At 47.1% G+C, this 13,431-nt stretch carries 15 protein-coding genes; 7 read left to right on the top strand and 8 right to left on the bottom strand.

The genetic code is table 11. From position 1 onward, the window contains the following. The first annotated feature begins 21 nt into the window (after positions 1-21). Genes ACXAH1_RS02040 through dolP form a run of 4 tightly spaced genes read left to right on the top strand, consistent with a single transcriptional unit; the run spans position 22 to position 3,439 of the window. Positions 22-1,914, top strand: coding sequence for a penicillin-binding protein activator (locus tag ACXAH1_RS02040; protein WP_475193360.1), 1,893 nt, complete (start codon positions 22-24; stop codon positions 1,912-1,914). 3 nt (positions 1,915-1,917) lie between these two features. Then, positions 1,918-2,283, top strand: coding sequence for a YraN family protein (locus tag ACXAH1_RS02035; protein ID WP_138550179.1), 366 nt, complete (start codon positions 1,918-1,920; stop codon positions 2,281-2,283). A 1-nt stretch (position 2,284) separates the two neighbouring features. Further along, complete coding sequence (locus ACXAH1_RS02030) at positions 2,285-2,869, top strand: SIS domain-containing protein (protein WP_138550180.1); 585 nt, start codon at positions 2,285-2,287, stop codon at positions 2,867-2,869. A 3-nt stretch (positions 2,870-2,872) separates the two neighbouring features. Continuing rightward, entirely contained in the window at positions 2,873-3,439 is a 567-nt protein-coding gene (gene dolP, locus ACXAH1_RS02025; protein WP_054014300.1) for a division/outer membrane stress-associated lipid-binding lipoprotein, read from the top strand. A 50-nt stretch (positions 3,440-3,489) separates the two neighbouring features. Here the strand turns inward: dolP and ACXAH1_RS02020 are convergent, their stop codons facing one another. The 8 genes from ACXAH1_RS02020 to zapE form a co-directional block, all read right to left on the bottom strand. Further along, positions 3,490-3,939: a ClpXP protease specificity-enhancing factor gene (locus ACXAH1_RS02020; protein ID WP_253048076.1), complete on the bottom strand. Its 450-nt coding sequence runs from the start codon at positions 3,937-3,939 to the stop codon at positions 3,490-3,492. Beyond that, a complete protein-coding gene (gene sspA, locus ACXAH1_RS02015) occupies positions 3,939-4,565 on the bottom strand; it encodes a stringent starvation protein SspA (protein ID WP_010386598.1) in 627 nt (208 codons plus the stop codon). The genes ACXAH1_RS02020 and sspA overlap by 1 nt, the downstream gene beginning before the upstream one ends. Positions 4,566-4,692: 127 nt before the next feature. Then, positions 4,693-5,430 carry a cytochrome c1 gene (locus ACXAH1_RS02010; RefSeq protein ID WP_054014297.1) on the bottom strand — a complete coding sequence of 246 codons (738 nt, stop codon included), beginning with the start codon at positions 5,428-5,430 and terminating at the stop codon, positions 4,693-4,695. Beyond that, positions 5,427-6,719: a cytochrome b gene (locus ACXAH1_RS02005; protein ID WP_475193356.1), complete on the bottom strand. Its 1,293-nt coding sequence runs from the start codon at positions 6,717-6,719 to the stop codon at positions 5,427-5,429. The genes ACXAH1_RS02010 and ACXAH1_RS02005 overlap by 4 nt, the downstream gene beginning before the upstream one ends. Further along, positions 6,719-7,309, bottom strand: coding sequence for a ubiquinol-cytochrome c reductase iron-sulfur subunit (petA, locus tag ACXAH1_RS02000; RefSeq protein WP_054014295.1), 591 nt, complete (start codon positions 7,307-7,309; stop codon positions 6,719-6,721). The genes ACXAH1_RS02005 and petA overlap by 1 nt, the downstream gene beginning before the upstream one ends. A gap of 504 nt (positions 7,310-7,813) precedes the next feature. Next, complete coding sequence (gene rpsI / locus ACXAH1_RS01995) at positions 7,814-8,203, bottom strand: 30S ribosomal protein S9 (RefSeq protein ID WP_010386602.1); 390 nt, start codon at positions 8,201-8,203, stop codon at positions 7,814-7,816. Positions 8,204-8,215: 12 nt separating this feature from the next. Continuing rightward, positions 8,216-8,644 (bottom strand): 50S ribosomal protein L13, encoded by a 429-nt coding sequence (gene rplM, locus ACXAH1_RS01990; protein ID WP_010386604.1) that lies wholly within the window; start codon positions 8,642-8,644, stop codon positions 8,216-8,218. Positions 8,645-8,903: 259 nt separating this feature from the next. After that, entirely contained in the window at positions 8,904-9,998 is a 1,095-nt protein-coding gene (gene zapE / locus ACXAH1_RS01985; RefSeq protein WP_138546538.1) for a cell division protein ZapE, read from the bottom strand. Positions 9,999-10,140: 142 nt separating this feature from the next. Here zapE and ACXAH1_RS01980 point away from each other — a divergent pair, with 142 nt between their 5' ends. The 3 genes from ACXAH1_RS01980 (at position 10,141) to ACXAH1_RS01970 (ending at position 13,411) form a co-directional block, all read left to right on the top strand. Then, positions 10,141-10,593 (top strand): Z-ring associated ZapG family protein, encoded by a 453-nt coding sequence (locus ACXAH1_RS01980; protein WP_475193353.1) that lies wholly within the window; start codon positions 10,141-10,143, stop codon positions 10,591-10,593. A 111-nt stretch (positions 10,594-10,704) separates the two neighbouring features. After that, entirely contained in the window at positions 10,705-12,057 is a 1,353-nt protein-coding gene (locus tag ACXAH1_RS01975) for a DegQ family serine endoprotease (RefSeq protein WP_475193351.1), read from the top strand. A gap of 271 nt (positions 12,058-12,328) precedes the next feature. Next, positions 12,329-13,411 (top strand): trypsin-like peptidase domain-containing protein, encoded by a 1,083-nt coding sequence (locus tag ACXAH1_RS01970; protein WP_475193349.1) that lies wholly within the window; start codon positions 12,329-12,331, stop codon positions 13,409-13,411. Positions 13,412-13,431: the final 20 nt, after the last annotated feature.

Below are 13,431 nucleotides of genomic sequence, written 5' to 3'. Positions count from 1 at the left end.
GGTATGAGTATAGGTTTGCGAGTGCGACTGAAAAATATAAGTCTAGTGATTGCGGTATTGTCGGGGTTATCGGCCTGCGGCACAACCCCTAAAACGCCATCAACACAAGACAAACAGACATTAGCGGCAACCACCACCGCACCAGCCGAACTACTGGATGCGCAGGGTTTGTTTGATAAAGCCAATCGTAAACAAGGCGCAAGTAAAATTCAGTTGCTGTATCTGGCAAGACAGGCTGCCATTGAGGAGCAAAACTGGCCCATTCTGGAACAGGCCTGTAGTGAACTCGAAAGCAAGGCTAGTGTCGACCATGTACAAAACAAGCTTTATACCGCATTGGCCCGACAGCAACAGCAAAAATACAGCAGTGCGCTGGCCTTATTACAAACCTTAGAAAGTAAATTAAAACTGCCAGAGCATCAGGCCTGGCATCAGTATCTGATGGGGAGTGTGTATGCCGCTCAACAGCTTCCCAAAAAAGCTCTGGTCCATTACTTCAACAGTGCAGACCTGGCCAACAAACATCAGTTAAACATTGCCGGGCTGAATCAGGATATCTGGCAGGCACTACAACAGCTGTCTTCATACGCGTTAGAGCGATTTGATCGCGGAACGGTCGTACAACAAGGCTGGGTTAAACTGGCCAAATATCATCAAATCTACCTGGGGTCGACGGTGCAGCTTCATCAGGCGCTGAATAACTGGCAACGTCGCTATACCAATCACCCGGGTAGTGAAATTATTCCGACGAAAGTGAAAGCCACACTGGACCTGGCTCCATACGAAGTGACTCGACTAGCAGTTTTATTACCTGCCTCGGGAAGCAGTGAGCGCCTTGGCAGAGCCCTGAAAAATGGGTTTTTAGCTGCCATGGACAATAACCGGGTCGAAGAGATCTTCTTTATTGATGAAACGCTGGATGTAGCACAAATAGACAGGGAGCTGCAGCAGAGTCAGGCCGATTTCGTGATTGGCCCGTTACTGAAAAGTAATGTTGAGAAGCTCACCGCTAGTACCTATTTGACTACAACACCGGTCCTGTTCCTCAATACGCTTGATGCTGAAACACAGCCAGACAACCCCAACCACTATTACTTTGCATTGGATCCCGAGCACGAAGTAGAACAAGCAATGGTGCACTTTTTGGCCAAGGGCTATCAAAAACCTATGCTGCTGGCACCCGATACGGCGTCTGGTAAACGCTTGATCAATCATTTCGAGACACAATGGCAAAGATACAGTGAGACCCAGCCTGAAGTCGGGCTGTACTCGGACAGTGAAAACATGGCCCAGGTGGTTCGCCAGCTGCTCGAAGTTGACAGCTCAAAGCAACGGATAGCGACCATAAAACGTATGTTCAGACGCGAACTGGAAAGTGAAACGCGCTCACGTCGTGATATAGATGCCATTTACATTCTGGGTGATGCCATCGAGACCCGATTGCTTAAACCTTACCTGGACGTAAATGTCAGCACCTTTGCCGATCGTATTCCGCTGTATGCCAGTTCTCGCAGTTACAGCAAACAGATAGACAAGACAGATAAAGGGGATCTCGATGGGCTATTCTTCACTGAAGTCCCCTGGATGTTACCAGGCGCGGTTAAGTCGCAAAGCTTGCGCGAACAACACACCCAGTTGTGGCCTGAACAATCCGACATCGAACAGCGCCTGTTTGCCATGGCCTATGATGCGCTCAATTTGATCCCGGAAGTTAAACAGCTGAGCAAAATCCCCGGTAAAGAGTTTGATGGCCTGACCGGCGCACTCACTATCAAAGCGGCAAACCGGATCAGCCGTCAATTGAGCTGGGCGCAATATCACAAGAAACAAATCAGGCTGGTCAGTCTGGATCAGAGGGCACCGACCCCGCTGTTTATGAAACAGCTGTATGATGACTATCAGGCGCAGCAATAAGTCATGTTTGGCAACCTATTCAATCACAGCCGAGAAAAAGGCCAACACTATGAAAGGGTTGCTGAAACTTTCTTACATAAGCAAGGTCTTAAAAGCATAACTCGCAATTACCTCTGCCGATATGGCGAAATCGACCTGATCATGAAAGACGGTGATACCTGGGTCTTTGTTGAGGTAAAATTTCGCCGAGGTGGTGGTTTTGGTGGTGCACTGCAGGCTTTGAGTCAAAGTAAGTTACAAAAATTACGTCGCAGTATATATAATTACCTGCAACAATCTGCGTTGCACAATGTCCCGTTACGAATAGACTTTGTAGCAATTCAAGGCGATAAGAACCCAGATATCCAATGGATTAGAAATATTACTTAGTATGCAAGAATCAATAAAAGAGATCTTTACCGAAAGCATTCAGGCACAAATTGCCGCAGGTGAAGCGCTGCCTGAAGTATTAGAGTCAACGGCTTATGCCATTGCACAGTGCCTGATCAACGGCAATAAACTGATCTGTTGTGGTGTGCCAAGCTGCCACATGATTGCCGATCACTTTAGCAACCTGCTGGTCAATTACTTTGAAACTGAACGTCCTTGCCTGCCAGCACTAACCCTGAGCCAGACCCAAATCAACCTCAGCAACACTGAAGAAAGCCAGGGCTATGACTATTTTGCCCGTCAGGTTCGTGCTATTTCCAATCAAAATGACCTGCTTTTTGTGGTTGCCATCGATGGGCACGAGAAAAGTGTGATCAGCGCCGTGGAAGCGGCTTTGACGAATGACCTGAATGTCATCGCCTTGATTGGGGATGATGGCGGAGAGCTGACTGGCCTGCTGGGGCCAAATGATGTAGAAATACGCGTACCCAGCAAACGGGCGAGCCGCATTCTTGAAACCCACCTGTTTACCGTACACTGCCTGAGCCAGTTAATCGATAATATTCTCTTTCCACAGGACGCATAAAAGATGTTAAAACGACCTGCACTGATACTTTGCTCCGTACTGCTGATCCAAGGCTGTGCCGCCGCAGTAGTCGCGGGAACGGCTGGTGCCGTGACTTCAGCTAATGACAGACGAACATTAGGTTCACAAATTGATGATAATAATATCGAAATTAAAGGGACGCTTGCGCTAAAGCGTATTCCTGCTCTGGCAAACCATGCCAATATCAGCCTGGTGAGTGTCAACGGCCATGTGCTGATGGTAGGCCAGGTGAGCACCACAGAAATGAAGCAACAGGCACACAATACCCTGCAGAGTGTTCAGGGCATTAAACGCATATACAACCAGCTGCGGATCGGTAGCAATATCGGTATCACCACACAAACTAACGACAGCTGGCTGACCACCAAAGTTAAAACCAAATTGATTGCAGACGATCACATCGATGGTGGCAATATTAAGGTGGTGACTGAGAACAGTGAAGTCTTTCTGATGGGCCTGGTCAATCAGGATGAAGCGAATCGCGCGGTTGAAATTGCGCGCAATGTCCATGGCGTGCTTAAAGTCGTTAAAGCCTTCGAAATTTTATAATAGGTATAAAAAAACCTGCCAGAGGGCAGGTTTTTTTATTGTTTGACGTGCTACTTAATCACTCTCAGATGCGAGGGCTTTTTCGTCTTTTCAGACGTTTCTTTCTCTGTTGAAGGGGCTTCAACAGGCTCCTCAGTCATCACTTCTTGAGTCTGAGCGTGTTCTTCTGAAGCCTCATCATCTTGCGGTAAATCCGGCTCGGAGAAGATCGTACCTTCACCATTTTCACGCGCATAGATGGCCAATACTGCACCAATCGGTACATATACCTGCATAGGCTGACCAGAGAAACGCGCATTGAAGCTCAGTGCGTCATTGTCCATTAAGAAGTTAGCAGCTGCTGAAGGACTCACATTCAGCACAATCTGCCCCTGCTGAACAAACTGACGTGGTACCTCAACCGCCGGATACTCAGCATCAACCACGATATGCGGTGTACACTGGTTATCAACAATCCAGTCATAGAAAGCACGTAATAGGTAGGGGCGATTTGAAGTCATTAGCTGCGGATCTCTCGCTCAGCTTCGGTCAATGAAGCCTGGAATGAATCACGTTCAAATAAACGCAACATATATTCTTTCAGCTCTTTTGCACCTGCACCTGACAAGTCAATGCCAAGCTGTGGTAAACGCCACAACAGTGGAGCCAGATAACAATCAACCAGGCTGAACTCTTCACTCATGAAGTAAGGCGCTTCGCTAAAGATAGGCGCAATCGCAAGTAACGCTTCTGTCAGCTCTTTACGCGCTTGTTCAGCATCAGCACCACCTTGCGCAATTTTTTCCGCCAAGCTGTACCAATCAGTTTCAATACGGTGCATCATCAGACGACTGCGACCACGCATAACAGGGTAGACAGGCATTAATGGAGGATGAGGGAAACGCTCATCTAAGTATTCCATTATGATATTTGCCTGATACAGACCTAACTCTCTGTCGATCAGAGTGGGAACTGTACCATAAGGGTTAATCTCATGTAGTGCCTCTGGCAAGTTGTCCTTTTCGGCCAGATGAATATCGACACTTACCCCTTTCTCGGCCAATACGATACGAACCTGATGGCTGTACATACAGTTTGCACCGGAGAAAAGAGTCATAACAGGGCGCTTATTGGCAGCAACGGCCATGCCTACCTCCATAAATTAATGACAAAGTAATAACATCACTTTAATACCAATTTTATGTAATAAAATCGATAAAAACAGCAATAGGGGCTTAAGCCCCTATTGCATCAATTGCTGGTAAGTGTCCAGATTAATGGACATCTCTCCAGTATTCTTTCTTCAGCAGGAATGCCAGAATGAAGAAGATAACCAGGAAGCCAAGTACTTTGATACCCATCGCTTCTGATTGAAGGCGTGAAGGTTCACCAACATAAGCCAGGAAGTTAGTCAGGTCACGAACCGCCTGATCATACTCATCCGCGCTCAACTCACCTGAGCCATCTGTTGTGATGCTTTTCACTTTCTGAACTTTTACGCCGTGCTCTTCTACTTCTTCGAACTCTGCAGTAGGCACACCTTGCAACTCCTGCAGAACGTGTGGCATACCAACCAGTGGGAACACTGAGTTATTTACACCAAACGGACGGCTTTCGTCAACGTAGAACGACTTCAGGTAAGTATATACCCAGTCAGCACCACGTACACGTGCAACCAGAGTCAGGTCTGGTGGCGCAGCACCAAACCATTTTGCAGCGTCATCAGTGTCCATCGCGTTAAGAATGTGACCACCGACTTTTGAGTCATCAAAAATCAGCGTCTCTTTACCAATCTCAACCGGGATACCGATATCGCGGAACGTGCGCTCATAACGCTGATACTGCATCTGGTGACAACCCAGGCAGTAGTTCATGAACAACTTAGCACCGCGTTGCAAAGACGCATTATCAGTCAGGTCATGGTTCGCTTCCAGTAAAGGAACCGACGGACCGGCTGCCATTGCAAAGGTAGGCAGCAATGCGAATAAACCAATCAGTAGCTTTTTCATCATTTCGTCAACCTCGTAGGCAATGGCTTAGTCGTTTCATTCTTCGAGTAGATAAACAGCAATACGAAGAACATGAAGTAGGTTACGGTACAAATCTGTGACAAGATTGTTGAAGTCACAGTTTGTGGTGTTGCACCAGCCCAACCCAGAATGAAGAAGGTAACAACGAACTGAGCAATGTTCAGCTTGTGGATACCACTACGGTAGCGGATTGAACGAACCTTACCACGGTCTAACCAAGGCAGCAGTGCCAGCATCACGATAGACACCCCCATCGCAATAACCCCCATCAACTTGTCAGGGATTGCACGCAAGATGGCGTAGAAAGGTGTGAAGTACCAAACCGGGAAAATATGCTCTGGTGTTTTCAGCGGGTTAGCCGCTTCAAAGTTAGGCGCTTCTAAGAAGAAACCGTTCATTTCAGGCATAAAGAATACCACCCAACAGAACAGGATTAAGAAGCCAGCCACACCCAGAATATCTTTAACGGTGTAATACGGGTGGAAAGGGATCGCATCAACGATGTCTTTCTTACTCGTGTAGTACTCATGGAATTTAAATTTAGGCTTGTCTTCTTCAGCAACCGTGCCTTTTTTACGTTTGATTTCGATACCGTCAGGGTTGTTTGAACCCACTTCGTGTAGCGCAACAATGTGCAGGAATACCAGAATAACCAGTACCAGAGGCAATGCAATTACGTGCAGTGCAAAGAAACGGTTCAAAGTGGCACCTGAGATTACGTAGTCACCACGGATCCACAGTGTCAGGTCATCACCAATCACCGGGATTGCACCAAACAATGAAATGATTACCTGCGCACCCCAGAATGACATCTGACCCCAAGGGAGTAAGTAGCCCATGAAAGCTTCAGCCATCAGTGCCAGGAAGATCAGCATACCGAATACCCACAGCAGTTCACGCGGCTTCTGGTAGGAGCCATAGATCATGCCACGGAACATGTGCAAATAAACCACAATGAAGAATGCCGACGCACCGGTCGAATGCAAATAACGAAGTAACCAACCGTACTCTACATCACGCATGATGTATTCAATTGAAGCAAATGCGCCTTCGCCTGAAGGAACATAGTTCATTGTCAGCCAGATACCAGTCAGGATCTGGTTAACCAATACCAAAATGGCAAGCGAGCCAAACAGGTACCAGAAGTTAAAGTTTTTAGGTGCTGGGTATTGCGCGATATGCATATTCCAGACACGCGTCATAGGAATACGATCGTCAATCCAGTTCATCACAGCGCCGATTGCGCCTGGCTTATCAACCTTCGCAGTCATTATGCAACCCCTTCTTCTTCACCTACCAAAATGGTAGTGTCGTCAATAAAGGTATAAGGCGGGATTTCCAGGTTCAACGGAGCTGGTACAGCCTGGAATACCCGGCCGGCCATATCGAACTTAGAACCGTGACAAGGACAGAAGAAACCATGCTCAGTACCTTCAACCTTTTCACCAAAACCACCATTGAGGAATGACGGAGAACAACCTAAGTGAGTACAAATACCGACTGCGACAAAAATCTCAGGACGCTTAGAACGGTGAGAGTTTTTGGCAGAGTCGAGCTGTTGTGGCTCTTCTGAGTTAGGATCACGAAGGTTACCTTCGTGTTTTTTCATTTCATCCAACATCGCAGGCGTACGATAAACAACCCATACAGGTTTGCCTCGCCACTCAACACGAATCAATTGTCCAGGCTCAAGCTTGCTGATATCTACTTCTACAGGCGCACCTGCAGATTTAGCTCGCTCACTCGGATTCCAAGACGCAATAAAAGGAACAGCAGCTCCAACCGCACCAACGCCACCTACGACAGAGGTAGCGATAGTTAAGAAGCGACGTCGGCTGTTGTCTACAGGCGCATTGCTCATCCACTTATCTCCACTATGATTCTCAACACTTGCTATATTGAGAACATCAGTTACAGCAGGTTAATTTTAAGAAACTACAAAATAGACGCGATCATAAATAAATCCCTTGATTAAAACAAGGTTATTCCAGCACCATGCCCGAATAAACCCACGAATATTAGGGGATTGGTTACTTCGAGCATGAAGCCGATTTACTATGGTAAAACGTCATACGCGACCTTTCACTGACTAAGATCAAGCTCTGCTGGTGAGCTATCAAAATTTAACCAGTGTTTTCGCGACTCATTACTTGCCCCGCAATTGTAGCAAAAAAATGCGCTGAGATATCGTCCGAACTCGACTAATTATTATAATTATTGAACTTTTTTGACCATAAAGCAGGTCGAGAGAATGTATGTTGCAAACTCAAAGAAACGAGACAGCAAAAAACACCGAGATTTGAGTCGCCTAAAAACAAAAAACCCAGCACGAGGCTGGGTTTTTGCAATTCTGAAACGTAATAAATTAACGTTTTGAGAACTGAGTCTTCTTACGTGCTTTCTTAAGACCAACTTTCTTACGCTCAACTTGACGAGCGTCGCGAGTAACAAAGCCAGCTTTACGTAGAGAAGGACGTAGTGACTCGTCAAACTCCATTAGTGCACGAGTGATACCGTGACGGATAGCACCAGCTTGACCAGTTGAACCACCACCTGCAACAGTGATGTATAGGTCAAACTTTTCTGTCATTTCAACTAGCTCTAGAGGCTGACGAACAACCATGCGAGAAGTTTCACGACCGAAGTACTCTTCGATAGAACGCTGATTAATTACGATGTTGCCAGTGCCTGGGCGTAGGAATACGCGAGCACTTGAACTTTTACGACGACCTGTACCGTAGTATTGATTTGCCATGAGTAGTGCTCCTTAAATGTCTAGAACCTGAGGCTGTTGAGCCGCGTGGTTATGCTCGTTACCAGCGTAAACTTTAAGTTTACGGAACATTTCACGACCCAGAGGACCGCGAGGTAACATGCCTTTAACTGCTTTTTCGATGATCATTTCAGGCTTTTTAGCTTGAAGTTTTTCGAAGTTTACAGATTTAAGGCCACCTGGGTAACCAGAGTGTGCATAGTACATTTTGTCCTGAGCTTTGTTACCAGTTACAGTAACTTTCTCAGCGTTGATAACGATGATGTAATCACCAGTGTCAACATGTGGAGTGTACTCAGCTTTATGCTTACCGCGCAGGCGAGAAGCGATTTCAGTAGCAATGCGACCTAAAGTTTTACCTTCAGCGTCAACTACGTACCAGTCACGTTTTACAGTTTCTGGTTTAGCAACAAACGTTTTCATTATAAAAATCCAAAGTTTTCAGTTAAAACCACAGGTAGTCCGAATGACTACCGCTCTACTTTTTGGTGCTTTAACCCCTTCGAGTTTAAGACTTTTTTGCCGCTCAAGTCAGTGGCTAAGCCGACGAGGGCAATAGTAACGCAACGTGGCAGGCCGCGGATTATAGCAAGGGTTTTGCCACGATGCTAGGGGATGGCTGTTTTTTCCACAAAAAACATGCCATTCTCTGACATATGTGTGAAACGGAATGGTTCAGGCGTTATGCCAGGTGCTCCCGGGCGAGGTATTCCAGCGACTGCATTTCCTGCAAGCGACTGATACACCGCTTAAACTCAAAGTTCAGCGTGCCGTCGGTATACAGTTCAGTGATCGGTGCCTCTGCGGAAATGATCAGCGTTACGTTACGCTCATAAAATTCATCCACCAGAGCAATAAAGCGCCGTGCCGCGTCATCATTATTTTGTCCCATCTGTTTTACATCCGATAAGATCACTGTGTTATACAGGCGGCTGATCTCCATGTAATCTACCTGAGAGCGTGCGGTTTCACACAAGGCACTAAAGTCGAACATAACAATGCAGTCAGACACTTTACGGGTCTGGATCAGGCGCCCTTCAATCTCAATTGGTTCATTTAGCTTGCCCGGCTCAGGCGACAGCTTATCAAAGTACTCAAACAGGTTGTCGTCGGCTTCTTTGCCCAAGGGGCTGTGAAAGATTTCGGCCTGCTCCAGAGTCCGCAAGCGGTAGTCTATCCCCGAATCCACATTAACCACGTCGGTATTTTCATTCACCAAAGCGATAGCAGGTAAAAAGCGTGCACGTTGCAAACCATTGCGATACAACTCATCAGGGATGATATTGGAGGTCGCAACCAGCACTATGCCGCGTTCAAATAAGGCTTCCATCAAGCCACCCAGCAACATGGCGTCGGTAATGTCCTGCACAAAAAACTCATCAAAGCAGATAATATCCGTTTCGGCCTTGAAAATATCCGCCACCACTTCAAGCGGGTTTTTCACTTCTTTGAGCTTTTTCAGTTCATCATGAACCCGGTGCATAAAACGGTGGAAATGCACCCGCATTTTTCGCTCAGTTGGCAGGGCTTCATAAAACGTATCTACCAGATAAGTTTTTCCGCGACCTACCCCACCCCAGAAATATAACCCTTTGACTTTAGGCTGTTGTGTCTTTTTCAGACCAAACAGGCTGCCTAACAGACTTTTTTTGACCGGCACCTGATTAGCCAGATCGTCATAAAGTCTTTGCAGGTGCCTGACGGCATTTTCCTGTGCGCTGTCATAGTGAAAGTCATCACGCTGTAAGTCTTGTTGGTACTTTTCCCAGGGCGTCATCATCTTTTTTAGTGTCGAAGAGCAGTTTTATTTGCCCGCTATATTAACACGCATCGAAACTCAGCGTATATTTAAGCTATCGAAGTCGATTATTTTTTTGCATTCGGTGCGGCACCTTCCGCACCATTAACAGGAGTACTTTATGACGACAATCGCCTGGTTCGGGATCCTTGTAATAGTCGCACTGGCCGCATTTTTTGCCGGCACGCAACTCACTAAAAAACGCTTCAAGCATGATGAACTGGAACAAAAAGCGCAGGAAGCACAACATGCATTAGAGCAATATCGTCAGGATGTTACTGACCATCTGGCTGACAGCAAAAAGCTAATGGCTAAACTGGAAGAAAACTACAGCCTGCTCAATCGCCACTTTGAGCAAGGTAAACAACTCCTTAGTCAGGAGAAAACGCTGCCAGATGAGCCTTTTTTCTCTAAAGAAACCACCGAGCAGTTACACGCCTCGTTACACATGCGAGACGAGAAACGCCGTGCAAGTGAGCAAACTCATGATGCTCCACCAAGTGACTATGTCGAAGGAGAAAGCGGCCTGTTCAAAGGAGAAGGGTCACAAAATGAGCAATTAAAAGCCTCTTGATGAACTTTTTTTTGACCCCATAGTCTGTAGAAATAGCAATTGAATAATGGGTGGTGCGTTATGGCGCATCATCCAACGGACTAACGCTGTTTCCAGGAGAATTCCACGACTATGAAACTGAAATTATCATTACTTACCGCAGCGCTACTTTCTTCAAGCTTACTCTTATTACCCGAAACCAGTCATGCACGCCTGCCTGTTGCCGTCGACGGCCAGCAGCTGCCGACACTGGCCCCGATGTTAGAAAAGGTCACTCCCGGGGTGGTCAGTATTCAGGTATCTGGTGCAAAAGAAGTACGCCGACGCGTTGATCCATTTGATTTCTTTTTTGGTAACCCCGCCCCGCGCTCTCAAAAGCGTCCTTTTAGCGGCTTAGGCTCGGGCGTGATCATTGATGCAGACGAAGGCTATGTCGTGACCAATAACCACGTCATCGACGAAGCCGACAATATTATCGTAACACTTAAGGATGGCCGAGAGTTCAAAGCTGAACTGGTCGGTACTGATAAAGAGTCGGATATTGCCCTGTTACAGATTGAAGGGGAAGATCTCACCGCCGTTAAGCTGGCTGACTCAGACAAGCTTAGAGTCGGCGACTTCTCCGTTGCCATTGGTAACCCATTCGGCCTGAGCCACACCGTCACCTCCGGTATTGTCAGCGCATTGGGTCGTAGTGGTCTGAATATCGAAGGGTATGAAGATTTTATCCAGACCGATGCCGCCATCAACCAAGGGAACTCTGGTGGTGCACTGGTTAACCTGCGTGGTGAACTGATCGGGATCAACACTGCCATATTGGGTGCCTCGGGCGGAAATGTCGGTATCGGCTTTGCTATCCCTTCTAATATGATGAAGAACCTGGTTGATCAGATCATTGAGTATGGTCAGGTGCGTCGTGGTTCACTGGGGATCCGGGGACGAACGCTCGATGCAGGTTTGGCTAAAGCGCAGGGCTTCGACGTCAAACAAGGTGCCTTTGTTCAGGAGGTCGTCAAAGATTCAGCGGCAGATGAAGCCGGCATTAAAGCCAACGATGTCATCGTTGCGCTCAATGGCGATAAAATTGAAAGCTTCGAAGAGCTGCGCGGTAAGATTGCAACTCTTGGCGAAGGGAAAAAAGTCAGAATTGAAGTCTACCGAGACGGTGATACCCGCACACTCAATGTTGAACTGAAAGGTGCGAGTGAGCAACGTGCGGAAGCAGACCGTATTCACCCTAGCCTGCAAGGTGCGGTACTGGAGAGCGGTGAACGCAATGGCAACCAGGGTATTGTGGTGGTGTCCGTTGAGGAACGCTCTCCGGCTGCAAGAGTCGGACTTCAGGAGGGGGATGTGATTATGCAGGTTAACCGTCAGCGCGTTGCATCGGTCCGAGATATGAAACGCCTGATCGACGACATTCAGGGCAATATTGTTCTGGGCATTAAGCGGGGTCGCGACTCGGTGTTCTATCTCATTCAGTAACCTACCCCACTCGCATCATTACGTTTAAACACAAAACATACACAGCGGCCCCGTCGCTGTGTATGTTTTTACCAGCCAGTAATTAAGTACTCACTGTCACACGAGTCAGTCTCTGCAAGTTGAAGTAACCGCTCAATTTATTTGTCATAAATAAAGATTTTCAACTTATTCGAGGACAGATTTAAACTCCTAGCAGGTTTTGTCTTAATGCAGATTATTGTTAATTATGCCATCATTACTTTCTACACCGATAACTAGATAAAAAATAGCCGTGTTTAAATTATTCAAGCTTATTGTCCCGCCGATCTTCGTTGGTTTAGGTCTGGCATTGATTATCATCTGGCTCACGCCCGAGTTACGTCAAAATGCACTGCGCCTCAACCTCAACAGCCACTACACCACGCAACATATGAGCTTCGCCTCCGGCGTTAATCGTGCAGCGCCTGCGGTGGTATCAATTTTCTCCGAAAGCTTTAGCAACCAGCCAAGATTTAAACGACAAAATACGGTTCAGGAACTCGGCTCAGGTGTGATCATGAGTCGAGAAGGCTATATCCTGACTAATTACCACGTCGTCAATAATGCCGATCAAATCATTGTATTGCTGCCAGATGGTCGCTTATTTAACGAAGTACAATTGGTAGGATATGACACCATCACCGACCTGGCCCTGCTAAAAATTAAAGCTGAGCATCTTCCGGTTATCCCGGTTGATGATGCGTTTAACCCGCAAGTCGGCGATGTGGTGCTGGCCATCGGCAACCCGCTGAACCTGGGACAAACCATTACCCAGGGTATCATTAGCGCCACCGGAAAACAGACGCTGACCGACAGCCAATACAACAGCCTGCTGCAAATGGATGCGGCTGTGAATATGGGTAACTCAGGAGGTGCACTGGTGAACTCAAACGGTGATCTCGTTGGTATCACCTCTGCCCAGTTCAGGGCCAGATATAATATCGATATTCAGGGTATTTCATTCGCGGTGCCTTATTCACTGGCCAAAGATGTAATGGCCAAACTAATCAAAGATGGTCGGGTGATCCGTGGCTATCTGGGTTTTCGAGGCACTCCCGTCGATAATACAGGTCAGGAAGTCACCAATGTCTATACCACCATTGTCGGCTTAAGGATTAGCGACCTCGACCCCTTGGGCCCTGCCTGGCAAGCCGGTATGAAGGAAAATGATATAGTGACAAAAGTAGCCGGTGAGCCCGTTAAGAATCCACAACAAACTTTGCGTAAGATAGGCAATACCGCACCTGGCACTCAGTTAGAATTTGAGGTGTATCGAGGCGATCGCCATCTGACCTTTATGGTAGAAGTCGCTGAGCTGGAAACCCCGATTTATTAGCCCTCTGAAACGGGGTGAAG

The sequence above is a fragment of the Pseudoalteromonas sp. AWH4_217 genome (assembly GCF_056161105.1).
Note: the sequence above shows the minus strand (reverse complement) of the source record. Positions and strands in the feature narration are given on the sequence as shown.